Origin of the sequence: Mitsuaria sp. BK041 (assembly GCF_014193085.1) — a bacterium.
Classification (GTDB): Bacteria; Pseudomonadota; Gammaproteobacteria; order Burkholderiales; family Burkholderiaceae_C; genus Roseateles.
Genome location: NZ_JACHYT010000002.1, coordinates 1,904,999 through 1,930,865, shown reverse-complemented (window position 1 = coordinate 1,930,865; position 25,867 = coordinate 1,904,999). Strand labels below are relative to the sequence as shown.

20 protein-coding genes are annotated in these 25,867 nt (G+C 71.6%); 14 read left to right on the top strand and 6 right to left on the bottom strand.

What is annotated here, in order from left to right; genetic code table 11:
- Positions 1-4 precede the first annotated feature (4 nt).
- The 3 genes from FHT38_RS24340 to FHT38_RS24330 form a co-directional block, all read right to left on the bottom strand.
- The gene (locus FHT38_RS24340) at positions 5-721 is read right to left on the bottom strand and encodes a hypothetical protein (RefSeq protein WP_183493479.1); all 717 of its coding nucleotides are present in this window, start codon (positions 719-721) and stop codon (positions 5-7) included.
- Between the two features lie 6 nt (positions 722-727).
- A complete protein-coding gene (locus FHT38_RS24335; protein WP_091730879.1) occupies positions 728-1,603 on the bottom strand; it encodes a biotin--[acetyl-CoA-carboxylase] ligase in 876 nt (291 codons plus the stop codon).
- Positions 1,604-1,808: 205 nt separating this feature from the next.
- Positions 1,809-2,246 (bottom strand): SET domain-containing protein, encoded by a 438-nt coding sequence (locus FHT38_RS24330; RefSeq protein WP_254783533.1) that lies wholly within the window; start codon positions 2,244-2,246, stop codon positions 1,809-1,811.
- A 358-nt stretch (positions 2,247-2,604) separates the two neighbouring features.
- On the opposite strand from FHT38_RS24330, the gene FHT38_RS24325 reads away from it, so the two are divergent.
- Positions 2,605-5,235 (top strand): DNA topoisomerase III, encoded by a 2,631-nt coding sequence (locus FHT38_RS24325; RefSeq protein ID WP_183493477.1) that lies wholly within the window; start codon positions 2,605-2,607, stop codon positions 5,233-5,235.
- 143 nt (positions 5,236-5,378) lie between these two features.
- Here the strand turns inward: FHT38_RS24325 and FHT38_RS24320 are convergent, their stop codons facing one another.
- On the bottom strand, positions 5,379-6,287 hold the full coding sequence (locus FHT38_RS24320) for a LysR substrate-binding domain-containing protein (RefSeq protein WP_183493476.1): 909 nt from the start codon (positions 6,285-6,287) through the stop codon (positions 5,379-5,381).
- A gap of 182 nt (positions 6,288-6,469) precedes the next feature.
- Between FHT38_RS24320 and FHT38_RS24315 the strand changes: the two genes are divergently transcribed.
- The 7 genes from FHT38_RS24315 to FHT38_RS24285 all read left to right on the top strand — a co-directional run bounded on the left by FHT38_RS24315 (position 6,470) and on the right by FHT38_RS24285 (position 16,777).
- A complete protein-coding gene (locus FHT38_RS24315) occupies positions 6,470-7,108 on the top strand; it encodes a glutathione S-transferase family protein (RefSeq protein ID WP_183493475.1) in 639 nt (212 codons plus the stop codon).
- 19 nt (positions 7,109-7,127) lie between these two features.
- The gene (locus FHT38_RS24310; protein WP_183493474.1) at positions 7,128-8,057 is read left to right on the top strand and encodes a pyridoxamine 5'-phosphate oxidase family protein; all 930 of its coding nucleotides are present in this window, start codon (positions 7,128-7,130) and stop codon (positions 8,055-8,057) included.
- A gap of 193 nt (positions 8,058-8,250) precedes the next feature.
- Positions 8,251-10,080 (top strand): ATP-binding protein, encoded by a 1,830-nt coding sequence (locus FHT38_RS24305; protein WP_183493473.1) that lies wholly within the window; start codon positions 8,251-8,253, stop codon positions 10,078-10,080.
- A gap of 214 nt (positions 10,081-10,294) precedes the next feature.
- Positions 10,295-11,281, top strand: a complete 987-nt coding sequence (locus FHT38_RS24300; RefSeq protein WP_183493472.1) for an AEC family transporter — start codon at positions 10,295-10,297, stop codon at positions 11,279-11,281.
- Positions 11,282-11,342: 61 nt separating this feature from the next.
- The gene (locus FHT38_RS24295) at positions 11,343-12,260 is read left to right on the top strand and encodes an N-acetyltransferase (protein WP_183493471.1); all 918 of its coding nucleotides are present in this window, start codon (positions 11,343-11,345) and stop codon (positions 12,258-12,260) included.
- Between the two features lie 235 nt (positions 12,261-12,495).
- Positions 12,496-15,375: a pitrilysin family protein gene (locus FHT38_RS24290; protein WP_255488909.1), complete on the top strand. Its 2,880-nt coding sequence runs from the start codon at positions 12,496-12,498 to the stop codon at positions 15,373-15,375.
- Between the two features lie 127 nt (positions 15,376-15,502).
- The gene (locus tag FHT38_RS24285) at positions 15,503-16,777 is read left to right on the top strand and encodes a glutamate-5-semialdehyde dehydrogenase (RefSeq protein WP_183493470.1); all 1,275 of its coding nucleotides are present in this window, start codon (positions 15,503-15,505) and stop codon (positions 16,775-16,777) included.
- 45 nt (positions 16,778-16,822) lie between these two features.
- On the opposite strand, the gene FHT38_RS24280 is transcribed toward FHT38_RS24285, so the two are convergent.
- A complete protein-coding gene (locus tag FHT38_RS24280; RefSeq protein WP_183493469.1) occupies positions 16,823-18,439 on the bottom strand; it encodes a DUF4139 domain-containing protein in 1,617 nt (538 codons plus the stop codon).
- 85 nt (positions 18,440-18,524) lie between these two features.
- On the opposite strand from FHT38_RS24280, the gene queC reads away from it, so the two are divergent.
- A complete protein-coding gene (gene queC / locus FHT38_RS24275; RefSeq protein ID WP_183493468.1) occupies positions 18,525-19,289 on the top strand; it encodes a 7-cyano-7-deazaguanine synthase QueC in 765 nt (254 codons plus the stop codon).
- 14 nt (positions 19,290-19,303) lie between these two features.
- Positions 19,304-19,852 (top strand): LemA family protein, encoded by a 549-nt coding sequence (locus FHT38_RS24270; RefSeq protein WP_091730837.1) that lies wholly within the window; start codon positions 19,304-19,306, stop codon positions 19,850-19,852.
- A gap of 30 nt (positions 19,853-19,882) precedes the next feature.
- Here the strand turns inward: FHT38_RS24270 and folE are convergent, their stop codons facing one another.
- Entirely contained in the window at positions 19,883-20,599 is a 717-nt protein-coding gene (gene folE / locus FHT38_RS24265; RefSeq protein ID WP_091730833.1) for a GTP cyclohydrolase I, read from the bottom strand.
- Positions 20,600-20,715: 116 nt separating this feature from the next.
- Between folE and rsmB the strand changes: the two genes are divergently transcribed.
- From rsmB to FHT38_RS24245, 4 genes are read left to right on the top strand one after another with little or no spacing between them, the layout of a single operon-like run.
- Positions 20,716-22,110, top strand: a complete 1,395-nt coding sequence (gene rsmB, locus FHT38_RS24260) for a 16S rRNA (cytosine(967)-C(5))-methyltransferase RsmB (protein WP_183493467.1) — start codon at positions 20,716-20,718, stop codon at positions 22,108-22,110.
- 30 nt (positions 22,111-22,140) lie between these two features.
- Complete coding sequence (locus tag FHT38_RS24255; RefSeq protein WP_091730826.1) at positions 22,141-22,755, top strand: DUF4390 domain-containing protein; 615 nt, start codon at positions 22,141-22,143, stop codon at positions 22,753-22,755.
- 55 nt (positions 22,756-22,810) lie between these two features.
- Positions 22,811-25,054, top strand: coding sequence for an ATP-binding protein (locus FHT38_RS24250; protein WP_183493466.1), 2,244 nt, complete (start codon positions 22,811-22,813; stop codon positions 25,052-25,054).
- Positions 25,055-25,067: 13 nt separating this feature from the next.
- Complete coding sequence (locus tag FHT38_RS24245) at positions 25,068-25,802, top strand: response regulator (protein WP_091730817.1); 735 nt, start codon at positions 25,068-25,070, stop codon at positions 25,800-25,802.
- Positions 25,803-25,867 lie beyond the last annotated feature (65 nt).

The following is a 25,867-nucleotide window of genomic DNA, read 5'->3' as shown; positions in this document are numbered from 1 at the left end:
GGCCTCAACGCGCGGCGGCGCCCGAACCGGCTCCGTTGGTGGCGCTGGCGCCTGACCCGGCGGCGCTGGCCTCGGAGGCCGCCGTCGGCGCCTCGGCGGCGCAGTCCTTGCGCTTCTCGCCCCAGGGCGGGTTGGACAGCGCGTTCAGCTTGCCGATCTGCACGCCATCCAGGCGCGCCAGGCGCAGCGTGGTCTGCCGCAGCGGCTCCTGCAGCCGCAGCACGCGCAGGCCCTTGTAGTTGCGACGGGTCATCGCGTCGAGCGCCGCCTGCGCCGCCGCCTCGCTGTCGTGCTTGCTCAGCACCAGCGTCGGCTGCTCGTCGGGGAAGCCCTGCAGCGGCTCGAAGGCGATCCGGGCATTGCGGTAGGTCTCTTCCTTGCGCTCGCGGAAGTCCTTGCTGGGCATCTTGATCGTGGCCAGCGCCCACACGCCGCCGGTGTCGACCACGCGCGACTCGATCGCCGCGCCAGGCACGCCGGCCGAGGCCAGCGTCGCATTCGCGCGCTTGAGCAGCTCGTCGCCGATCAGCGGTCCGAGCTCGACACAGCTGCGCGTGGCCAGCTGCGTCACCGCCTGCTGGTTGAGCAGCGACAGGCGCTGCGGATTGACCTGCTGCTCCAGCCGCGGCGCGGTGGCGGCCGCCCCGCCGACCCAGCCCTTGTTCCACGCGAACACCAGCACATTGGCGACGAACAGCAGGACGACCGCGGCGCGCAGCATCGCGGCTTACCCCTGCGCGCCGGCGGACGCGCCGCCGAGTCGCACGCTCACCTCGCCGCCGCTGACCGTCTGGCGGCCCTGGGCGGTGTCGATCAGCAGTTCACCGCGTTCGTTCACGCCGGCCCCGGTGCCTTCGAGCGCCCCGGCGGTGATCGCCTTGCCCTGCAGCAGGTCGCGCGCCGCGAAGCGCTCGCGCCAGGCGCCGAAGCCCTCGCGCGGGAAGGCCGCCAGCGCCTTCACCAGCACCGGCGCCAGCCGCGCCAGCGCCTGCGGCGGGGTGATGTCGGGCAGCAGTTCCTGCAGGCAGGCGAAGCCGGTATTGAGCTGCGACTCGGCCACCTTGGCGCGGTCCGACACGTTCAGCCCCACGCCGATCACCGCCATGCGCGACGACCCGGCGGGCACGGTCTCGATCAGGATGCCGCCGAGCTTGCGCTCGTCCAGCCACAGGTCGTTGGGCCACTTCAGGCCGAGCCGGCGGCCGTCGGGATCGAGCGCCTCGGCGATGGCCGCGCCGACCACCAGGGACAGACCCGACCAGTCCGCGATCTCCAGCGGCAGCGACAGCGAGAAGGTCAGCGACGCGCCGGCCGTGCTGTGCCAGCTGCGGCCCTGGCGACCGCGGCCATGGGTCTGGTGCTCGGCGATCAGCAGGCAGGGATGCAGGTCGTGCTGGCGGCGTCCGTAGGGACGATCGCCCGCCCGGCCGCCACCACCGCCGCCGCCGCCGCTGGCCGCGGCGCCTTCATCGCGCCGTACGCGCTCGACCAGGGTGGCGTTGGTCGATTCGACCCGCGCCAGCACCTCGATGCTGAGCCCCGGCAGCAGCGGCTCCAGGTCTTGCCAAAGGGCTTCGGCGCCCCAGTTCTGATGTTCTTGCATCGCCGCGAATGTGATCCTGCGATTCCCGTCTTGGTCTTCCCGGGCCGGTCGGTCCGGTGGTCGTGGATGGGCGGAGTCTAGAGGGAGACGCCCCCCTTCCGGGGGAGCGGCACCACGAATCGGTGGCTGTAGGACCTGACAGGGTCCCCCCGCCGCCCGTTCGGCGCCCGCTCGGCGCCTTCCCGGCCGGTGGACCGGTCCGCCCTCAGCGCCCCTTGGGCGCGAGCATCGTGCCGCGGCAGCCCGGCGTGCCGCAGCGGCACTCGAAACGCTTCTTCAGCTTGGGCGTATAGCGTTCCTCGATCACCAGACCATAGTCGTAGAACAGCTCCTCGCCCGGGTAAATGTCCGTCAATGCGTGGATGAACACCCGGCCCTTCTTCTCCCGCGCTTCGCAGTTGGGGGTGCAGGCGTGGTTGATCCAGCGCGCGCGGTTGCCGTCGACGGCGGCGTCGATGACCCCACCGGTCTCGAGGTGGAAGTAGAAGGTATGGTCCGGCTGCGACGGATCGTGGGGATGGCGGCGCAGCGCCTCGTCCCAGTCGATGCGCTCGCCCTTGTATTCGATGAGCTTCTCGCCCGCCTTCAGCGGCTCGACCGCGTAGACGCCGCGGCCATGCACGCCGGACGCCCGGACCTCGATCCGGGCGCTGCGCTTGCCCGGCTTGCCGGCCTTCCCGGACTTGTCCGCCTTGTCAGCCTTTTCTGCCTTGTCCGCCTTCTTCCCCTTGCCGGCCTTCTCCGCCTTCTCCGCCTTCCTGGCCTTCTTGCCCTTGCTGGCCTTGTCGGCCGGGACGGCGGCGGCGCCGGTCTCCGGAGCGGTGGGCGGGAGCTGCGAATCGGGACGCTGTTGCGGCATGGAGCGAGTCCGGTACATTGAATTCATGGGTGCGCGCGCGTGCACACACGTACGTAGGTGCGTGGGCGCGCGCGAGGCCGGATTGTAGGCAGGCGTTCACGAGGATTTCGGACGCCTGAACGAAGACGAAAGAAACAAGCGCATGAGCAAGGCATTGGTGATCGCGGAGAAGCCGTCGGTGGCGCAGGACATCGTCAAGGCGCTGACCCCGCTGTCGGGCAAGTTCGAGAAGCACGACGAATATTTCGAGAACGACGAGTACGTCGTCAGCTCGGCCGTCGGCCACCTGGTGGAGATCAAGGCGCCGGAGGAATTCGACGTCAAGCGCGGCAAGTGGAGCTTCGCCCACCTGCCGGTGATCCCGCCCCACTTCGACCTGAACCCGATCGACAAGAGCAAGGGCCGGCTCAACGCGCTGGTCAAGCTGATCAAGCGCAAGGACGTCACCTCGCTGATCAACGCCTGTGACGCGGGGCGCGAAGGGGAACTGATCTTCCGCCTGATCGTCCAGTACGCGGGCACCGCCAAGGCGCAGGTGACCAAGCCGGTGAGCCGGCTGTGGCTGCAGTCGATGACGCCGCAGGCGATCCGCGAGGGCTTCGAGCGCCTGCGCAGCGACCAGCAGATGCTGCCGCTGGCCGATGCCGCGCGCTGCCGTTCCGAGGCCGACTGGCTGGTGGGCATCAACGGCACGCGCGCGATGACCGCGTTCAACTCGCGCGATGGCGGCTTCTTCCTGACCACCGTGGGCCGCGTGCAGACGCCGACGCTGTCCATCGTCGTGGAGCGCGAGGAGAAGATCCGCAAGCACGTCTACCGCGATTACTGGGAGATCCGCGGCACCTTCGACGCCGAGGCCGGCCAGTACGAGGGCAAGTGGTTCGACCCCGCGTTCAAGAAGAACGCCGAGGACCCCGAGCAGCGCGCCGACCGCGTCTGGACGCAGGCCGAGGCCGATGCCATCGCGGCCGCCGCCAAGGGCCAGCCCGCCACGGTGACCGAGGAGTCCAAGCCCAGCACCACCGCCAGCCCCGGCCTGTACGACCTGACCACGCTGCAGCGCGAGGCCAACTCGCGCTTCGGCTTCTCGGCCAAGACGACGCTGGGCCTGGCGCAGGCGCTGTATGAGAAGCACAAGGTGCTGACCTATCCGCGGACGGACTCGCGCTACCTGCCGGAGGACTACCTGGGCGTGGCGAAGCAGACCGCCGAGATGATCGCCAGCGAGGACCTGCCCGGCCCGCTGCAGGCGCTCGCGCCGCACGCGCGCACGGCGCTGGACAAGGGCTACATCAAGCCGACGAAGAAGGTCTTCGACAACGCCAAGGTGTCGGACCACTTCGCCATCATCCCGACGCTGCAGCCCCCGCGCAGCCTGACCGAAGCCGAAGCCAAGCTCTACGACATGGTCGTCAAGCGCTTCCTGGCGGTGTTCTTCCCGCCGGCCGAGTTCCAGGTCACGACCCGCATCTCGACGGTGAAGACGGCGGCCAAGTCCTATGCGTTCCAGACCAACGGCAAGGTGCTGGTCAAGCCGGGCTGGCAGGCGGTCTACGGCAAGGAAGCCACCGACGAGAACGCCGAGCCGGGCACCAGCGGCGCGATGCTGGTGCCGGTGAAGACCGGCGAGGTGGTGCGCACCGAGGACACCGACGTCAAGGCGCTGGTGACCAAGCCGCCGGCGCGCTACACGGAAGCGACGCTGCTGTCGGCGATGGAAGGCGCGGGCAAGCTGGTCGACGACGACGAGCTGCGCGAGGCCATGGCCGAAAAGGGCCTGGGCACGCCGGCCACGCGCGCCGCGATCATCGAAGGCCTGCTGGCCGAGAAGTACATGCTGCGCGAGGGCCGCGAGCTGATCCCCACCGCCAAGGCCTTCCAGCTGATGACGCTGCTGCGCGGGCTGGGCGTGGAGGAACTGACCAAGCCCGAGCTGACCGGCAACTGGGAGTTCCAGCTGTCCGAGATGGAGAAGGGGCGGCTCAAGCGCGAGGCCTTCATGGCCGAGATCGCCGCGATGACCGAGAAGGTCGTGCGCAAGGCCAAGGAGTACGACCGCGACACCATCCCCGGCGACTACGCGACGCTGAAGACCCCCTGTCCGAAGTGCGGCGGCGTGGTCAAGGAGAACTACCGCCGCTTCACCTGCACCGGCAGGAGCGGTGACGGCGAGGGCTGCGGCTTCTCCATCCCCAAGATCCCGGGCGGCCGCAGCTTCGAGCTGCACGAGGTCGAGGCCTTCCTGCGCGACAAGAAGGTCGGACCGCTGGAGGGCTTCCGCTCCAAGGCGGGCTGGCCCTTCACGGCCGAGCTGGCGCTGGTCTTCGACGCCGAGATCGACAACTGGAAGCTGGAGTTCGACTTCGGCGAGGACGCGAAGAAGGCCGAGGAGAACGGCGAGCCGGTGGACTTCAGCGGGCAGACCTCGCTGGGCCATTGCCCCAAGTGCGGCGGCCGCGTCTTCGACTTCGGCAGCAACTACGTCTGCGAGCACGCGGTCGGCGACAAGGTCACCTGCGACTTCAAGAGCGGCAAGATCATCCTGCAGCAGCCGGTCGAGCCGGAGCAGGTCACCAAGCTCCTGGCCACCGGCAAGACGGACCTGCTGGAGAACTTCGTCTCCAACAAGACGCGCCGCAAGTTCAAGGCCTTCCTGGCCTACGACAAGAAGGAAGGCAAGGTGGTGTTCGAGTTCGAGCCGCGCGCCGCCAAGACCGGCGCCAAGCCGGCGGCCAAGAAGGTCGCCGCCAAGAAGGCAACTGCGAAGGGCTGATCGACGGTTCCGCCGCGGCGCCGTGGCGTCGCCGAACGACCCAGGGGCCCGATGGGCCCCTTGTTCATGGCGGCGCCCGGCGAGGCCCGTCGCGGCGGACCTTGCCGGGTGTCGCTCCGGCCTGGCGGCGCCCCGGCGGCGCCTCAGCGCAGGAAAGCTTCGCCGGCCAGCACGGGCTGATCGCGCAGCCGCGCGGCCATGTGGTCGATCAACAGCCGCAGCGGCGCCGGCACGCGCCGGCCGGCGGCGTGCACCAGGTGCACCGGCGCGGCGGGGATCTCGTGGTCCGCCAGCACGATGCGCAGCCGCCCCGCCCGCACCGCCTCCGCCGCCTGGTAGACCTGGCAGCGCGCCAGCCCCACGCCGGCCTCGGCCGCGGCGATGCCGGCCGCGCTGTCGTTGACCATCAGCGTCGGGGTCAGCGCCTGCGATCCCTCGCGGAAGCGCCAGGGCGTCATGCCCTGGCCGTCGAAGTAGCCGGCCACGATGCGATGCCCCACCAGCTCGCGCGGCGACCGCGGCTCGCCGGCCCGGGCGAGGTAGTCCGGCGACGCCACGATCACCCGCCGCATCGCGCCCACCGGCACCGCGGTCAGCCCCGAGTCCGGCAGGTGGGCGATCCGCACCGCCAGGTCCTGGGCCCCGTCCAGCAAGGACACGACGCGGTCGACCAGCAGCAGCTTCATCCGCATCCGCGGGTACTGCTGGAGGAACTCGGCCGCCAGCGGCGCGACATGCAGGCGCCCGAACATCGACGGCGCCGTCAGCGCCAGCAGCCCCGCCGGCTCGGCCTGCGCGCCGGTGACGGCCGCTTCCGACGCGTCGAGGTCGCCCAGGATGCGGCGGCAGTCGAGGAGGAAGCGCTCGCCGGCCTCGGTCAGCCGCACCGAGCGCGTGCTGCGCTGGAACAGCTGCGCGCCCAGGCGCTGCTCCAGCGCCGCGATCGCGCGGGTGGCGGCCGGTGCCGAGCAGCCCAGCCGGCGCGCCGCGCCGGCGAAGCTCTGCGTGTCGGCGACGGCGACGAAGCAGCGCAGGCGTTCCAGGTGGTCCATGGCGATTCGCCGTCCGGGCAGAACGGCGCTCATTATTTCGACAGCTGCAATTCTCAATGATCTCTTCCATCCATTCCGGTCACGCGCCGCAATGGATACGGTAGAGGCCTTGCTGATCCACGATGGAGCCTCGCTCGATGAACGCCTCTTCCCTCGCCGCAAGCTCTCGGGCTTCGACACCCATGGCCACGACCGCCGGCGCCGCGAGCGCCCCGGCCGCGCCGCTGCGCCTGCACCGCCTGGCCGCGTCGGGCCATTGCCACCGCGTCGAGCTGCTGCTGTCGCTGCTGGGCCTGCCCTACGAGGTGGTCGACCTCGACCTGCGCCGCGGCGACCAGCACCAGCCGGCCTTCCTCGCGCTGAACGCGCTGGCGCAGGTGCCGGTGCTGGAGGACGGCGAGCTCGTGCTGCCGGAGAGCAACGCGATCCTGGTCTACCTCGCGACCCGCTACGCGCCCGAGGCCGGCTGGCTGCCCCGCGACGCGGTCGAGGCCGCTTGGCAGCAGCGCTGGTTCAGCCTGTCGGTGAGCCTGCTCGGCCCGGGCGCGGCCTCGCCGCGCTACCGCGCGCTGACCGGCCAGCCGGTGGATCCGGCCTCGCTGGCGCTGGGGCACCGGCTCTTCGCGCTCATCGAGGACCGGCTCGCCCGCGCCGCCTTCCTCGTGGCCGACCGGCCGATGCTGGCCGACCTCGCGTTCTACGGCTACACCTCGCAGGCGCCGATCGGGGGCGTGTCGCTGAGCGACTACCCGCGCTTGCGCGCCTGGCTCGCGCGCATCGAGGCGCTGCCTGGCTTCGTCCCGCTCACCGACCAGCTCTGAACGACGCCGGAGGCTCCCCATGGACAAGTCCTGGCACCCCGCCGAGCAGACGCTGCAGGCGCGCGTCGGCATGCGCGAGCGCATGGCCGAGATCGGCCCGCAGGTGATCCGCGACCACATGCCGGACCAGCATCGCGAACTCTTCGGCAAGCTGCCGACGATGCTGCTGGGCGCGCTCGACGCCGCGGGGCAGCCCTGGGCGACGATGCTGGCCGGCCCGCCGGGTTTCGTCGCGACGCCCGACGCGCGGACGATGACGATCACGACGGCGCTCGACGGGCAAGACCCGGCGCTGGCCGCGCTGCGCGCGCGCGGTCCGGGCGCGCCGGTCGGTCTGCTGGGCCTGGAGCCGCACACGCGGCGCCGCAACCGGATGAACGGCCGGCTCGCGGCGATGTCGGAGGTCGGGCTCGAGGTGGCCGTCGTGCAGAGCTTCGGCAACTGCCCGAAGTACATCCAGGCGCGCGACCCGCTGCGCTGGGACGACACGCCGCCGGCACTGGCACAGCCGCTGGACGCGGCGCTCGATGCCGGCGCGCTGGCCTTGATCGAGGCCGCGGACACCCTCTTCATTGCCAGCGCCTCGGCGCCGGTGCCTGGCGACGGCCGTGCCGAGGGCGTGGACGTGTCGCACCGCGGCGGTCCGCCGGGCTTCGTCGCGGTGCAGCGGCGGCTGGACGGTGGCGTCGACCTGCTGATCCCGGACTTCCCCGGCAACCGCTTCTTCATGACGCTGGGCAACCTGCTGCGCCATCCGCGCGCCGGGCTGCTGGTGCCGGATTACGCCGGCGGCGAGCTGCTCCACCTGGCGGCGGATGCGGAGATCGTCTGGCGGGACGACACGCGCGGGCTGCGCCTGCGGGTCACCGCCGGCCTGCGCCGGCCGGGCGCGCTGCCGTGGCGCTGGAGCGCCGCGCAGCTCGCGCCGCAGTTCGAGCCGGCGCCCTAGCGGCGTCCGCGGCATCCGCGGCGGTGGCCGCAGCCCAGGCGCCGCGAGTGCCCGCGGCGCCCCTTTCGCGCGCCCTCAAATCGCAACCCGTGAAATCCTGGGGGCCGGTTCGTGCCTGCTCGCCGGGCGCGCTCCCGCATTTGCGCGACACTCGGCCGCAAACAACGTGCGAGTCAGGAGAGGGCATGGGGTCATGGGCCGATCGACGCTGAGCATCCAGACGCGGCTGGTGGCCGCGCTGAGCCTGAGCGCGACGGTGCTGGTGGGCTTGATCGGTCTGTACTGGGTCGACCGCCACGAGCACGAACTCAACGAGGCGCTGACCGAGCGCCAGCAGCGCATGGCGCAGCTGGTGGCGCGCGGCTTCGCCGAGCCGGTCTGGAACCTGGACAGCGCGGCGCTGTCCGAGCTGCTGGACGCGGTGATGGCCGATCCCGAGGTCCAGTCCATCACCCTGGCCGCGCCCGGCCTGGAAACCCTGCAGCGCGCCCGCGAGACGCCGGCGGTGCGGCCGCTGACGCTGGAATTCGAGCTCAGCCATCGCGCCGGCGCCCAGGGCGCGGCCGGGGCGCTCGGCCGCGCGACGCTGGTCTACACCCGCAGCTACATCGACCAGACGCTGGGCGAGACGCGCCGTCTGGTGGCCAGCCTGCTGGCCACGGTGCTGGCGGCGATCGCGCTGACCAGCTACGTGCTGGTGCGCCGCCTGGTGGAGCGGCCGGTCTCGCGCCTGCGCGGCCTGGCGCAGCGGGTGGCCAGCGGCGAGCTCGGCGCCCACATCCAGCCCGAGCATGCCGACGAGATCGGCGACCTGACCGACCAGCTCAACGCGATGAGCGCCAAGCTGCGCGACTTCGCCGAGGGCCTGCGCAGCAGCGAGCAGCGCTACCGCAGCCTGTTCGAAAACGCGGCCGAAGGGATCTTCCAGGCCGACGGCCACGGGCGGCTGCTGCGCGTCAACAAGGCGCTGGCCCACATGCTGGGACTGGGCCGGCCCGAGGACGCGCAGGGCGTCACGCTGCGGCGCGTGGTGCGCATCGAGCGCGACGAGTACCGGCGCCTGGCCCTCGCGCTGGAGCGCCACCGGCTGCTGCAGCAGGTGCCGCTGCTGGTGACCACGCGAGACGGACGCGACCTGTGGGTCGAGCTCAGCCTGCACCTGGTGCTCGACGGCGCGCCGCGCATCGAGGGCCTGGTCAGCGACATCACGCTGCGCCGGCTGGCGGAGCAGGAACTCACCCAGCATCGCGATCACCTCGAGGAACTGGTCACCGAGCGCACCGTCGAGCTGTCCCAGGCCAAGCAGCGCGCCGAGGCGGCGAACCAGGCCAAGAGCCGCTTCCTGGCGACGATGAGCCACGAGTTCCGCACGCCGCTCAACGCCATCCTCGGCTTCGCGCAGCTGCTGCAGATGGATGCCTCGCTCAGCGAGGCGCAGCAGCAGCGCATCCGCCTGATGCGCGAGTCCGGCGAGCACCTGCTGGTGCTGATCACCGACCTGCTGGACGTCGCCAGCATCGAGGCCGGCAAGCTGACCCTGCAGCTCAGCCCGCTGGACCTGCGGGCGCTGCTCGAGATCTGCAGCGAATCGATGCGGCCGCGCGCCGCCGAGAAGGGCCTGGCCTTCGACGTCCACCTCGACGCGCAGTTGCCGACGCGGGTGCGCGCGGACGGCCAGCGGCTGCGCCAGGTGCTGCTGAACCTGCTGTCCAACGCGGTCAAGTTCACCGACCACGGCCGGATCGGGCTGTCGGTGGACGTCGTGGCCCAGGGCCCGAGCAGCCTGATGCTGCGCTTCACCGTCTCGGACACCGGCATCGGCATGGCGCGCGCGCAGATGGAGCGGCTGTTCCAGCCCTTCGAGCAGGTGGCGGACCTCTCGCGCCGCGCCGGCGGCACCGGCCTGGGCCTGGCGATCAGCCAGCAGCTCGTCCGCCTGATGGGCGGGGAGATCACCGTCCAGACCTCGGTGGACGAGGGCAGCCGCTTCAGCTTCGCGCTCGAGCTGCCGCTGGCCTCGTAACCCGGCCCCCGGCTTCCCCGACGCTCGCCCCGCCTCTCGTCCCGCGCCCCGGGTCCCCGGCCTCACAGCTACACAGCCACACGGCTGCACGGCCACACGGGCCACACGGGCCTCACGGCCTCGCGGCCTCCGGCCATACGGCCCTTGCGGTGGCCCCAGTCCACTGTGCGGGCGGCGCCCGGCGCGCGCGGGCGCTTGGGCATACTCCCCGGCCATGACTGCCGTCCTGTTCTACAAGCTGCTGGCGATCTTCATCGCCGCGGGGATGGGCTGGTTCGTCGGACACATGCGCTGGCTGGGCAAGGCCGGCGGCGAGAACGACCCCGCCCGCATCCTCTCGAACCTGGCGTTCTACCTGTTCGTCCCGGCGCTGATGTTCCGCACCACCGCGCGGGTGGAGTTCTCCGCCCTGCCCTGGCTCACCGTCGCCGCCTTCTTCGCGCCGGTGGTGCTGATGCTGGTGGCCGTCTACCTCTACGAGCGCCAGCGCCATCCCGACAGCCCCGCCGCCCCGGCGGTGCGCAGCATCACCGCCAGCTTCGGCAACACGCTGCAGGTCGGCGTGCCGCTGGTGGCCGGCGTCTTCGGCGAGAGCGGCCTGGCGGTGCACATCACCGTCGTCAGCCTGCACGCGCTGACGCTGCTCACCGTCGCCACCGTGCTGGTCGAGATGGACCTGGCGCGCCACAGCGCCGGCGGCGCCAGCCTCGGGCGCACCGTCGCCACGACGATCCGCAACACCGTCATCCATCCGGTGGTGCTGCCGGTGCTGTGCGGCTTCGCCTGGCACCTCACCGGCCTGCCGCTGCCCACCGTGCTGGACGAGGTGCTGCAGATGCTGGGCAGCGCCGTGGTGCCGCTGTGCCTGGTGCTGATCGGGATGTCGCTGGCCTACTACGGCCTGCCGCGCGGCGCGATCCGCTCCCTGCTGGGCCTGGCCGCGCTCAAGCTGCTGGTGCTGCCGGCGCTGGTGCTGGGCATCGCGCACTGGGGCTTCGGCCTGTCGGGCATGCCGCTCGCCGTGATCGTCATGATGGCGGCGCTGCCGCCGGGATCGAACGCGATGATGTTCGCGCAGCGCTATCGCACGCTCGAGGCCGAGGCCTCCGGCGCCATCGTGCTGGGCACGCTGCTGTTCGCGCTCACCGCGCCGCTGTGGCTGGCGATCCCCGCCTGGCTGGACGGCGCCGGCACGCCGTGACGAGCGGCGCCGCGGCCCGCGCGCGGCACCATCGCCGTTCCCACCGATCGTTAGGAGCCCCATGACGGCATCGCCCTCCGACCCGACGAGCACCTCCGCCCCGCGTTTCGCCTTCGTCCGCGGCGACGAGATCGCCCCGCAGGCGCTGCATGCCGCCTTCACCGCGGCCTTCTCCGATTACCTGATCGGCCCGTTCCAGATCCCGCCGGCGCAGTGGCCGATGTTCCTGGCGCGGCAGGGCGTGGACCTGGCGCTGTCGCGGGTGGCGCTCGACCCGGCGGGCGCGGCGCTGGCCTTCGCGTTCGTCGCGCCACGGCCGCTGGCCGGGCGCTGGCGCCTGGCCACGATGGGCGCGCTGCCCGCCGCGCGCGGAACCGGCGCCGCGCCGGCCCTGCTGGACGACTTCATCGCCCGCGCCGCCGCCGCCGGCCTGCGCGCGGTGGAACTGGAGGTCTTCGCGCAGAACGAGCGCGCGCGGCGGCTCTACGAGGGCCGGGGCTTCAGCGCGCGGCATCGGCTGGACGGCTACACCGCCGAGCCCGGCATGATCGCGACGGCGCCGCCGCAGGGCCGGGCCGCGCCGCATGCGGTGGAGATGCCGGTCGCGCTCGCCTGGCTGGAAGCCGCGGAGCAGCGCCTGCCCGAGCTGCCGCTGCAGGTGACCGCGGCGACGCTGCGCCATGGCGTCGACTACCACGCCTGGCAGGTCGGGGCGTCCGGCGATGGGGAGGCGCCCGGCGGCGACGCGGCCGCGCAGGTCGTCTTCAGCCTGCCCGACGAGACGGTCATGGTCCACAGCCTGGTCGCCCCGCGCGAGGCCGACGCCCGCGCGCTGGTCCAGGCACTGGTGGCCGTGCATCCGCAGCGCCGGCTGCGCGTGCCGCAGCTGCAGCGGGACGACCTCGGCGGCGCGGCCTTGCGGGCGCTGGGGGCGGTGCCGCAGCCGCTGCACCAGCAATGGATGCTGCGCCCGCTGTGAGGCGGCTTCGGCGCCGCTGCGGTGCCGTATCGGTGCCGCTTCCATGCCATGTCGACGCCATGTCGACACCATGTCCACGCCCTATCGACGCCGCGTCGACGCGGTCTTGACGCCCGCCGGCCACGCGGGCGCGGTACCCTCGCCCCGCCTTGATCTGCCTGAGTTCCGGCACTTGTGAGGGCCGCCCGCTTTGGATAGCGTGCGCCGCACCAACCTTGAAGGGAAGCGTCCCACCATGCGATTCATGCCCGCGGCGCCCGCCGCCATCACCCTGGCTGTCCTGACCGCGCTCGGCGGCCTTCATGCGGCCGTCGCCGCGCCGGCCGCCGCTGGCACCAGCGCCGTCTCCACCGTCGGCGGCACGCTCAACGTGAAGCTGGAGAAGGTCAAGCTGCCCAACGGCTTCGAGGTGATCCTGGTCGAGGACCACCGCCTGCCGCTGGTGGCCTTCAACCTGTGGGTGCATGCGGGTCCCCGCAACGAGGCCAAGGGCCAGACCGGCTTCGCCCACCTGTTCGAGCACCTGATGTTCGCCGGCACCCGCCACATCCCGCGCGGCCAGGCCGACAAGATCATCGACGCCGCCGGCGGCACCGATTCCAACGGCACGACCGACTTCGACCGCACGAACTACTTCTTCACGTTGCCGTCCAACCAGCTCGAATTGGGCCTGTGGCTGAAGTCGGACATGCTGGGCTACATGATCGACGAGGTCGATTCGGTGGCGCTGGCCAACCAGCAGGACGTAGTCCGCAACGAGCGCCGCCAGTCGGTCGAGAACCGGCCCTACGGCATCGTCGAGGAAGCGCTGTACCAGGCGCTGTTCCCCGAGGGCCATCCGTACCGCGCCACCGTGATCGGCTCGCATGCGGACATCCAGTCGATCAAGCTGGAGGACGTGAAGGCCTTCGCCCGCAGCTACTACCGGCCCAACAACGCCACGCTGGTGCTGGCCGGCGACTTCGACCCGGCGCAGGCCAAGCGGCTGGTGCAGAAGTACTTCGGCCCGCTCAAGGCCGGTGATCCGGTGCCGCCGGTCAAGGTCGAGCAGCCCCGGCTGACCGAGGAAAAGCGCATCGAGGTGACCGACCGCATCGAGCTCTCGCGCCTGGACGTGGCCTGGCACACGCCCGCCGTGTTCCAGCCGGGCGACGCGGAACTGGACATCGCCTCGCACGTGCTGGGCGGCGGCAAGTCCAGCCGCCTCTACAAGACACTGGTCTACGACAAGCAGCTGGCGCAGTCGGTGCAGGTGCAGCAGTACTCGCTGTCGCTGGGCTCGGTGTTCTCGATCGAGGTGGTGGCGCGGCCCGGCAAGTCGCTGGACGAGATCCAGAAGATCGTCGACGACGCCGTCGCCGAGCTGGCCACCAATCCGCCCACGCCCGAGGAGATGGCCCGTGCCCGCGCCGCGATCGAGACCGGCACGCTGTCGCGGCTGGAGAAGGTCCAGACCCTGGCCGACCAGATCAACTACTACAACCAGCAGGCCGGCGACCCGAACTACATCGGCAAGGACCTGGCCCGCTACCAGGCGATCACGCCGGCGCAGGTCCGCGACGTGGTGGCGCAGCAGCTGAAGAAGAACGCCCGCGTCGTCGTGCTGGCCACGCCGGGCGAGCAGAAGCTCGCCGCCGAGGTGCCGACGCCGCCGGCGCCCACGAAGGCCGCCCAGGGCGAGCGCGAGTCGATGAACCCCGACGTCGCCTGGCGCAAGACGCCGCCCAAGGGCGGCAAGGCCAAGGCGCCGGTGCTGCCCGAGGGCCGGCGCCTGACGCTGGCCAACGGCCTGACGCTGATCCACATCCCCAACCCGGGACTGCCGCTGGTGAGCGCGACGCTGGTCGTGCGCGCCGGCCAGACCGCCAATCCGGCGGACCGGCCGGGCCTGTCGAGCTTCACCGCCGGCATGCTGCAGCAGGGCACGCAGACCCGCTCCGCGCAGCAGATCGCCGACGAAGCCGCCGCACTGGGCGCCGCGATCAGCAGCGGCGCCGGCCGCGACGAGGCCCGCATCGAGGCCAGCAGCCTCAAGCGCAACTTCCCGCAGACGCTGGCGCTGATGGCGGACGTGGCGCTGCATCCGGCGTTCGACGCCGGCGAGATCGCGCGCATGCAGAACCAGCGCCTGGCCGCGCTGCAGCAGCAGCGCGAGCAGCCGCCGGCCGTGGCCGCGATCGTCGCCAACCGGGTGGTCTACGGCGAGGGCCATCCGCTGGCCAAGACCTCGCTGGGCGACGAGGCCGCGATCAAGGCCACCGACGCGGCCGCGCTGCGCCAGTTCTGGTCCACCCACTACCGGCCGGACCAGGCCGCGCTGGTGGTGGCCGGCGACATCTCCGCCGACGAGCTCAAGGCGCTGGCCGAGCGCCTGTTCGGCGGCTGGGCGCGTCCGGCGACCGCGGCGGCGACGGTGAACACCGCCGCGCCCCAGCCGGTGGCCGCACGGGTCGTGCTGGTCGACAAGCCGGGCGCGCCGCAGACCGCGCTGAGCGTCGTTGCTCCGGGCCCGAAGGCCGGCACGCCCGACGCCGAGGACATCAAGGTCATGAACGCCGCGATGGGCGGCCTCTTCACCTCGCGGATCAACACGCAGCTGCGCGAGGTCAAGGGCTACACCTACGGCATCTATTCGGCCTACACGATGAACCGCGACAGCGGCCTGTTCGGCATCCGCGGCAGCGTCCGCACCGACGTGACCGGCCCGGCGCTGAGCGACATGTTCAAGGAGATCGAGGGCATGCGCGCCAAGCCGATGGGCGCCGAGGAGCTCAACCGGGTGCGCAACGCGCAGCTGCTGGCGCTGCCGGGCCTGTTCGACACCAACCGCGTCGTGGCGTCGAGCTACGCCAGCGAGTGGGCGGTCGGCATGCCGGCGGACAGCATCACCGCGCTGCCCCGCAAGTTCGCCGCGGTCACCGCGAACAGCGCCTACCAGGCGACCAGGACCCACGTCGACCCGGCGGCGCTGATCGTCGTGGCCGTCGGCGACAAGGCCAAGGTGCTGCCGCAGCTGGAGGCGCTGGGCCGCAAGCCGCTGGAGATCCGCGATCCGCAGGGCGCGCCGGTCGGCGTGACCGCGCCGTCGATGCCGTCCTCCGCCGCGAAGCCCTGACCGGGCTTCGGCAACGCCCTCTTCCCCGCGCGGGAAGAGGGGATGAAGCTTCGCGAAGGCTAGGCTGGCCGCTTGCGATGGCCCCAGGGCGGCGGAGACCGCGTGGCATCGGTCAGAATCCCCGTCCATGACCGACCTCACCGCCTACATGACCGGCGTCGGCGAGGCGGCCCGCGCGGCCGCGACGCTGATGGCCGCCGCGCCGACCGCCGCGAAGAACATCGCCCTGCTGGCGCTGGCCCGCCGCCTGCGCGAGGCCGGCCCGGCCCTGGCCGCCGCGAACGAGCGCGACCTGTCCGCCGCCGTCGAAGCCGGCCTGGACGCGCCGATGGTCGACCGCCTGCGCCTGACCCCGAAAGTGCTCGCCACCGTCGCCGAGGGCTGCGAGCAGATCGCCGCGATGCCCGATCCGATCGGCGAGATCACCGGCGTGAAACGCCGCCCCACCGGCATCAGCGTCGGCCAGATGCGCGTGCCGCTGGGCGTGTTCGGCATGATCTACGAGAGCCGCCCCAACGTGACCATCGAGGCCGCGTCGCTCGCCATCAAGAGCGGCAACGCCTGCATCCTGCGCGGCGGCTCCGAGGCGCTGCACAGCAACCTGGCGCTGGCGGCGCTGGTGGCCGACAGCCTCGAGGAAGCCGGCCTGCCGCGCGAGGCGGTGCAGCTGGTCAACACCACCGACCGCGCCGCGGTCGGGCTGCTGATCGCGATGCCGGCCTTCGTCGACGTGATCATTCCGCGCGGCGGCAAGGGCCTGATCGAGCGCATCAGCCGCGAGGCCCGCGTGCCGGTGATCAAGCACCTGGACGGCAACTGCCACAGCTACGTCGACGCCGAGGTCGACCTGGACCTGGCGGTGACCGTCGTCGACAACGCCAAGACGCAGAAGTACAGCCCCTGCAACGCGACCGAGTCGTTGCTGGTCCATGCGAAGCAGGCCGCCGACTTCCTGCCGCGCATCGGCATGGTGTTCGCGGCCAAGGGCGTGGAGATGCGCGGCTGCGAGCGCGCGCTGGCGCTGCTGGAAGCGGTGCCGCGCGACCTGCTCAAGCCCGCCACGCCGCAGGACTGGGACACCGAGTACCTGGCGCCGGTCATCAGCATCAAGATCGTCGACTCGCTGGACGAGGCCATCGCGCACATCAACCGCCATGGCTCGCATCACACCGACGCGATCCTCACCACCAACCACCTCAGCGCGATGCGCTTCCTGCGCGAGGTCGATTCGGCCAGCGTGATGGTCAACGCCAGCACGCGCTTCGCCGACGGCTTCGAGTACGGCCTGGGCGCGGAGATCGGCATCTCCACCGACAAGTTCCACGCCCGCGGCCCGGTGGGCCTGGAAGGCCTGACCTCGATGAAGTGGGTGGTGCTGGGCCAGGGCGAGATCAGGACCTGACGCGGTCCTGCGCGCCCGGCCTCGCGGAGCCGGCCGCGCGCAGCCTCAGGGCAGGTTCGGAACGTTGGCGTCCTTGGGCGCGCTGACCTTGTAGACCGCCTGGAAGCGCTGCGTCTGGTTCGGCGCCAGCGGCAGTTCCCACATCTGGATCCCGCGCTGGTCGCGCCAGTCGGCCTTGGTCACCGGCGGCGTGAACTGCGTCTGCACGCGGATGTCTTCGTGCTCCGACACCGGCGCCGGCTCCAGCACCTGCAGCGTCACCGGCTTGCCGCGCAGGTTCTCGACCTGCCATTGGCGCGTCACCACGACCTCGCGGCGCCCGCCGATGAAGCCGCCGTTCGCGCCATCGCGCTTGTCGGGCTCCACGCGCACGCGCAGCCGGTCGTCGAGACCGAAGGGCAGCGTCCACGTGGTCTCGCCGCCGAACTGCAGCGGCACCTGGCCGATCAGCGCGTTGTCGCGGAACAACTGCACCGGCCCCGCGGGCCACGAGCCCTGCGGGCGTGGCAGCTCGGCGACGAGGTAGGCCGCCGCCTCGGTCCGTGGTTGCACGCGTGCAAGCACCCGGGCCTGCTCGGCCGTGCGGCCCAGGCTGACCGTCGACATCGCGCCGTCCGCGCGCAGCGTCACGCGCTGCGGCAGGTCGTATTCGGCGCCGAACTCGCCTTCGAAGACGCTCGGATCGAAGCGGATCGTCTCCGCGACGCGCGAGCCCGTCACCTCGACGGAACGCAGATCCGCAGCCGGCGCCGGTGCGGCCATCGCCACCGGTGCGATCGCCATCCGGGAACGGGTCATCTTCTCGAAGATTTCCTGCTGGACCGCCAGCGTCCAGGGCACCAGTGGCTCGAGCGCGACGGCGTCGCGCGGCCGCACCGTCGAGAGCTTGAGCTTCACGTCGGTCCAGTCCTCGCCGCTGGTCTGCGCGATCTGCGCCAGGCGCTCGATCGCCAGCGCGCCGGTCGCGGTATCCAGGCGCGCGCGATATTGCGGCTGCCAGCCGGCGCCCGCGACGCGATAGGAGAGCCCGACATCGGCCGCCTCGGCCGTCGACAGACGCAGCGTCACCACCGACACCTGGGCCGACGCCGTCGGCGCCAAGGCCTTCGCCGCCGCCAGGTCGTTGCCCAGATCGGTCAGCCGGTCCTTCAGCGTCTGACGCCGCGCGGTCAGGTCCTGTCCGTTGCGGCGCAGCGTGTCCAGGCTGGCGCCGAGCGTGGCGCCGGGCCGCGCCTCGCGATCCGAGAGCCCCTTCAGGTAGCCGAGCGCCAGGTCGACGCCGGCGATCTCCGCCTCCACGGCGGCGCGCTGCTGCTCGATCTCGCGCACCCGCGGATCGCGCTGGCGGCATTCCGGCAGCGAGTCGCGCGGGGCGCGCTCGATTTTGAGCTCGCCGAGATTCACGCCCGGCGGCGCCTGGACTTGCAGCGCGTCGCGCTCCAGGCTGGCGGGCAGACAGGCGAAGCGCGCCTGGACCGCGCCAGCCGGCACGCGCAGCGTGCGGTCGACCTGCGCGCCACCCGGGTACAGCAGCACCTGCGAAATGGTGGACACCCCCGCGGAACCGGCGGCCGCGCGGGCCTCGCCGAGGGCCAGCGGGCCGGCCGCCAGCGCCGCCAACGCGGCGCCCGCGACGGCGCGCGTCGTGAACAGTCGTTGCATTGCTTTTCCTCCTTGGGCCGGCCACGCTATCACGGTGCTGGCACACTTCCGGCCTGCCGTTTTCCTTGTCAACCGCTGGTCCGCCATGTCCGACGCCGCCCCCGCCCCGATCCCCGCCGTCCACGCCTCGCGCCGCAAGGCGCTGGTGCTGTTCTCCGGCGGCCAGGACTCCACCGCCTGCCTGGCCTGGGCGCTGGACCGCTTCGCCGAGGTCGAGACCCTGGGCTTCGACTACGGCCAGCGCCATCGCATCGAGCTCGACTGCCGCCAGACCGTGCGCGCCGAGATCGCCGCGCAGTTCCCGCACTGGGCGCCCAAGCTGGGCGAGGACCACCTGCTCGACCTCGGGCTGCTGGGCCAGATCTCCGACACCGCGCTGACCCAGGAGCGCGAGATCGAGCTGCAGGCCAACGGCTTGCCCAACACCTTCGTGCCGGGCCGCAACCTGCTGTTCCTGACCTTCGCCGCGACGCTGGCCTACCGGCGTGGCGCGTCGGTGCTGGTCGGCGGCATGTGCGAGACCGACTTCTCCGGCTACCCCGACTGCCGCGACAACACGCTCAAGGCGCTGCAGGTGGCGCTGAGCCTGGGCCTGGACACCCCGATGACACTGGACACGCCGCTGATGTTCCTGACCAAGGCGCAGACCTGGGCGCTGACCGAAGCGCTGGGCGGCACGGCGCTCAACGACCTGATCGTTGAGCACACGCACACCTGCTACCTCGGCGAGCGCACCACCCGCCATGCCTGGGGCTGGGGCTGCGGCCACTGCCCGGCCTGCGAGTTGCGCGCCCGGGGCTGGGACGAGTTCCAGCGCGCCCGCTCCGGCGGCGCGGCGGTCTCGGCCTGAGCGCGGCGGACGCGATGCAGTGGCATTGGAACTGGGGGCTGTGGGCGCTGGCGGCGGTGCTGGTGTTCTGGAGCATCGGCGCCTACAACCGCGTGATGCTGCTGCGCAATGAAATCGCCAGGGCCTTCGCGCAGTTGGACGACGCCTTGACCCGGCGCTTCGCGCAGGGCGACCTGCTGCTGGAGCGGCTGCGCGAGCGCCTGCCCAGCGAGCAGGCCAGCCTGGACGCGCTGGCCGCGGCGCAGGTCGAGGCGCGCGCCGCGACGCAGGCGGTGCGCGTCAGGCCGCACGCAGCCGATCCGGTGGCGACGCTGGCGGTGGCCGCGGCGGTGCACGGCGCGGCGCTGACGCGGCTGGTGTCGCTGGTGGAGCATCACGCCGAACTCAGCATCGAGCCCGACCTGGCCGGCGCCGTCGACGAGCTCAAGATGATCGAGCGCCAGCGCGCGTTCTCACGCCAGGTGTTCAACCAGGCGGTCGAGGCCTACAACGCCGCGATCCGCCAGTTCCCCACCCGCGTGCTGATGAGCTTCGTGGGCTTCAGCGAGGCGCGCAGCCTCTGAGCCGCTGAGCCGCCGAGCGCCTGGGGCGCCTCAGCCCTTCTGCTTCATCAGCGCCAGGAACTCCGCCCGCAGCGTCGCGTCCTTCAGGAAGGAGCCGCGCATGACGCTGTTGGTCATCGTCGAGTCCATGTCCTTGACGCCGCGCCAGTGCATGCAGAAGTGGTCGGCGTCCATCACGATGGCCAGGCCGTCGGGCTGGACGCGTTCCTGCAGCTCGTTGGCCAGCATCACGACGGCTTCTTCCTGGATCTGCGGGCGGCTCATGATCCATTCGGTCAGGCGCACGTACTTGGACAGGCCGATCAGGTTGGAATGCTCGCTGGGCAGCAGGCCGATCCAGACCTTGCCGATGATCGGGCACAGGTGGTGCGAGCAGGCGCTGCGCACCGTGATCGGGCCGACGATCATCAGCTCGTTCAGGCGCTCGGCGTTGGGGAACTCGGTCACCGGCGGCGGCGGCGCGTAGCGGCCGGCGAAGACCTCCTTCAGGAACATCTTGGCCACCCGCTTGGCGGTCTCCTGGGTGTTGTGGTCGCTGTCGGTATCGATGACCAGCGCTTCCAGCACGCCCTGCATGCGCGCCTGCACCTCGGCCTGCAGCTGGTCGAGCTCGCCCGCCTCGATGAATTCGGCGATGTTGTCGTTGGCGTGGTGGCGCCGCCCGGCCTGGACCAGCCGGTAGCGGATGCGCTCCGAGGCCGGCAGCGCGGCCAGGTCCTCGGGGCTCAGGATCGGGGTGCTCGTCATGAAGCCTGCGTTCTCATGGGGGACCGGCGATTGTCGCGGCTTCCGCCCGGGATTGCGAAAGCCGGGGCTTGGCCTTGCGCGGGGCCCGGTCGGGACGGGCCCACTAAACTCGCGCGGTGTCTTCCGTCCCCTCCCCCAAGAACGCCGCCAGCGGCGGCGCGCCCCCGCTGCACCGGCTGCTGGCCAATGCCTCCGACGCGGTCCAGGCCGTGCGCGACGGCCACTCGCTGACCGACTGGCTGTCGCGCTGCCCTGCCGAGATCCGACCCGGCGTGCAGGCGCTGAGCTTCACCGTGCTGCGACGGCTGGGCGCCGCGCAGGCGGTGCGCGCGGCCCTCGCCCCCAAGAACCCGCCGCCGCGCGTCGACGCGCTGCTGCTGACCGCGCTGGCGCTGCTCTGGCCCGGCGAATCGGCCTACGCCGAGCACACGCTGGTCGACCAGGCCGTCCATGCGGTCCGCCAGCGCGCGCCCAACAGCGCCGGCTTCGTGAACGCGGTGCTGCGCCGTTTCCTGCGCGAGCGGGAGGCGCTGGTCGCCGCCGCCCAGGCCGATCCGGTCGCCCGCTTCAACCATCCGCGCTGGTGGCAGGACCGGCTGCGCGCGGACTGGCCCGCCGCCTGGGAAGGCCTGCTCCAGGCCAACCAGCAGAAGCCGCCGATGACGCTGCGCGTCAACCCGGCCCACGACGACCTCGCCGGCTACCTCGCCCGGCTGGGCGAGGCCGGCATCGCCGCCCATCCGGCCGGCGCGCTGTTCCCGCAGGCGGTGGTGCTCGACGAGCCGCGTCCGGTCCAGGCCCTGCCCGGCTTCGACGACGGGCATGCGTCGGTGCAGGACGCCTCGGCGCAGCTCGCCGCGCCGCTACTGCTCGGCCAGCACCCGCCTCAAGACCTGGCCCCCGGCGAGGACTGGCCGCTGCTCGGCGCCGGCGCGCGGGTGCTGGACGCCTGCGCGGCGCCCGGCGGCAAGACCGCCCATCTGCAGGAACTGGCCGGCAACCGCCTCGATCTGCTGGCGCTGGACGCCGACGCCAAGCGGCTGGAGCGGGTCCGCCAGAACCTGCAGCGGCTGCGGCTGGAGGGCGCGGTGCGCGCCGCCGACGCCCGCGACACCGCCGCCTGGTGGGACGGGCGCGCCTTCGACGCGATCCTGCTGGACGCGCCCTGCAGCGCCTCCGGCATCGTGCGCCGCCATCCCGACGTGCGCTGGCTGCGCCGCCCCGACGACATCCCGGCGCTGGCGCGGATCCAGTCCGAGCTGCTGGAGGCGCTGTGGCCGCTGCTCAAGCCGGGCGGCCGGCTGCTCTACGCGACCTGCTCGGTCTTCCGGTCCGAGGGACAGGACCAGATCGACGCGTTTTTGCAACGCCATGGCGATGCGCGGTCGCGTCAGTTCGACCAGGGGGCCGGGCATCTGCTGCCGCTCGCGGACAATGCCCGCCAGGACCTCGCGCCCGGCGCGGCGGCCGTCACCGACGGCTTCTATTACGCGCTGTTGCACAAGGCCTGATCCCCGAACTCCTCGTCGAATCCCGTCCGCGTGTCCCCGCCGTCCCGTTCCGTTCCGCTGCGTGCCTGGTGGCAGCGCCTGACCCTGGTCGGCGCGCTGCTGGTGCTGCACGGCTGGGCACTGGCGCAAGGCGTGGCGCTGCAGCTGCTCAACGCGGAGCGCGCCGAGGACGGCCTGGCGGTCAGCTTCAGCACGCGTTTCGAGCTGCCCCGGCAGGCCGAGGACGCGCTGCTCAAGGGCGTGGCGATCTACTTCGTCGCCGAGGTCCAGGTGCTGCGCAGCCGCTGGTACTGGCGCGATGCCCGGGTCGCCCAGGCCAACCGCACCTGGCGCCTGACCTGGCAGCCGCTGACCCGCCAGTACCGCGTCAGCACCGGCGGCCTGCATCAGAGCTTCGACACCCTGGGCGAGGCGATCGCCTCGCTGCGCGGTGTCTCCGGCTGGCGCGTCGCCGACGCCAAGGAGATCGAGGACGACGGTCGTTATTACCTGGAGTTCAGCTACAAGCTGGACACCGCGCAGCTGCCCAGACCGCTGCAGATCGGCCTGGGCGGCAGCCAGGGCTGGACGCTGGGCGTCGACCGCACGCTGACGCTCACGCTCGAGGCGCCGGCCGCGCCGCCGCCCAACAAGCCGCAGCCCTGACCGCGCGTCGCCCCATCCGTTCCCGCCTCTCGTGACTCAGCAAGGATCCTGACCCGTGACCAAGTCGGCACGCCTGGCGTGGTTGATCTCCGTGGCCGCGATCGCGGGCGCCTGCGGCATGCTGGCCTTCCTGCTGTCCATCAGCACCACCGCGCAGCGCGGCTTCCTGGAGCGCCATTTCGTCTGGCTGTTCTGGGTGAACGTGGCGGTCGCCACCGCGCTGGTCATCGTGATCGGCGCCGCCGGCACGCGGCTGGCGCTGCGCGTCAAGCGCGGCCGCTTCGGCAGCCGGCTGCTGCTGAAGCTGGCCGGCATCTTCGCGATCGTCGGGGTCGTGCCGGGGCTGCTGATCTACACGGTGTCCTACCAGTTCGTGAATCGCAGCATCGAGAGCCTGTTCGACCAGCGCCTGGCCAGTGCGCTGGAAGCCGGCCTCGCGCTGGGCCAGGACACGCTGGAGAACCTGCGCACCGAACAGAACGCGCGCACCCGCGCCGCGGCCGAGCGCTGGGAGGACGGCGCACTGGCGCCGCTGGCGCTGGAGCGGCTGCGCGACCAGATGAATGCGCGCAGCGTCGCGCTGATCGCCGGGAACGGGCAGGTCGTGCTGTCCGCCGGCGGGGAGTCGAGCGAGATCCCCGAGCGCCCCAGCAGCACGCTGCTGGCGCAGGCGCGCAACAACGGCGTCGCCTCGCGCCTGGAGGGCCTGGAGGACGAGCAGCAGGCGGTGCTGGGCGAGGCCCGCATCCGCTCGCTGGCGCTGCTGCCCAGCAGCGCGCTGCAGCTGACCAACAGCGACCGCTACCTGATGGTCGTCAAGCAGATCTCCGGCAAGGTCATCAGCAACGCGCTGAACGTGTCGGCCGCCAACCAGGAGTACCTGCAGCGCTCGCTGCTGCGCGACGGCCTGCGGCGCATGTACCTGGGCACGCTGACGCTGGTGCTGATCCTGGCGGTGTTCGCGGCGCTGCTGCTGGCGGTGGCGCTGTCCAACCAGCTGGTGCAGCCGCTGCTGCTGCTGGCCGAGGGCATGCGCGAGGTCGCGACCGGCGACCTGAAGGCCAAGCCGGTGTTCCGCTCGCGCGACGAACTCGGCGGGCTGACGCGGTCCTTCGCCGACATGACCCAGCAGCTGGCCGACGCGCGGGCCCAGGTGGAGCTCAGCGTGACGCAGCTGGAAAGCGCGCGCACCCATGTGCAGACCATCCTGGACAACCTGACCGCCGGCGTCATCGTGTTCGACCGCGACCGCCGCATCGAGACGGTCAATCCCGGCGCGACCCGCATCCTGAAACTGCCGTTGTCGGCCTACGTCGGCCGGCCGCTCGAGGACCTGCCGGCGCTGGCGGCCTTCGGCAAGGACATCTGGCAGCGCTTCGAGCTGCAGAGTCCGGAATCCGGCGAGCGCGAGCACTGGCAGGACTCCTTCGAACTGCAACTGGACGAGAAGACCGCGCTGACCCTGCTGGTGCGCGGCGCGCTGCTGCCGCAGGAGGCGCGGCTGCTGGTCTTCGACGACATCAGCGAGGTGGTGTCGGCGCAGCGCTCCGCGGCCTGGAGCGAGGTCGCGCGCCGGCTCGCCCACGAGATCAAGAACCCGCTGACGCCGATCCAGCTGTCGGCCGAGCGGCTGCAGTTCAAGCTGGAGTCCAAGCTCGAGGGCAACGACCAGGCGATGCTGGTGCGTTCCGTCGGCACGATCGTGAACCAGGTGCAGGCGATGAAGCAGCTGGTCAACGAGTTCCGCGACTACGCCCGCCTGCCGGCCGCCAAGCTGGCGCCGCTGGACCTGAACGCGCTGGTGGCCGAGGTGCTGACCCTGTACGCCGAGGCGCAGGAATCCGGCCACCTGGGCGCGGACCTGGCGTCCGATCCACCGGCGATCCTGGGCGACGCGCCGCAGCTGCGGCAGGTCATCCACAACCTCGTGCAGAACGCGCTGGACGCGGTCAGCGAGCGCCCCGACGGCCGGGTGACCGTGCGCACGCAGAAGGCGATGAACGAGGCCGGCGAACTGCGGGCGCTCCGGCTGGTCGTCACCGACAACGGCCACGGCTTCGCGGAGAACGTGCTGAAGCGGGCCTTCGAGCCTTACGTCACGACCAAGACCAAGGGGACCGGCCTGGGGCTGGCGGTGGTGAAGAAAATCGCGGATGAGCATGGCGCGCGCATCCGGCTGGTGAATCTCCCAGCCGCCAGCGGCGCCGATCTGCCGCCGAGCGGCGCACAAGTTTCGTTATCATTTTCAAAACTCGCGACTGCACCGAGCCCTGCGCAGGACGCGCCTCGGCCCGCGTGAACAGTAGGCATACATGGCAACCATTCTTGTTGTTGACGACGAATTGGGCATCCGCGCCCTCTTGTCTGAAATCCTCTCGGACGAGGGGCACACGATCGAGCTCGCGGAGAACGCCCAGCAGGCGCGCGCCGCCCGCGAGCGCTCGCGGCCCGACCTGGTGCTGCTGGACATCTGGATGCCTGACGTCGATGGCGTGACGCTGCTGAAGGAATGGGGCAGCTCCGGCCAGCTGACGATGCCGGTGATCATGATGAGCGGCCACGGCACGATCGACACGGCGGTCGAAGCGACCAAGTTCGGCGCGATGGCCTTCCTGGAAAAGCCGATCACGCTGCAGAAGCTGCTGCGCGCGGTGGAGCAGGCGCTGGTGAAGACCACGCCGCGCCCGGCCCCGCCGGCGGCGCCGGTGGTGGGTGTGGGCCTCAACATCGGCAACAGCTACCCGCGCCCCGAGGTGCTGCCCGCGATGACGGCCGGCACGCTGCCGATGCCCTCGGCCGGCCTGGCGCCGGTGGCGCCCCTGCCGCACCAGGGCCTGGCCTCCGAGCAGGTGTTCGAGCTGGACCGACCGCTGCGCGAGGCGCGCGACGCGTTCGAGAAGAGCTACTTCGAGTTCCACCTGGCCAAGGAGAACGGCTCGATGACCCGCGTGGCCGAGAAGACGGGGCTGGAACGGACCCATCTGTACCGCAAGCTGAAGCAGCTCGGCGTCGATCTTTCAAGAAACAAGCGGGGCAGCGGAATTTAGTGCTATAGTCGCGGTCTTCGTTGTTCAGCACGAGTCGCAAGACCCGGAACAACGGAGACAGAGAC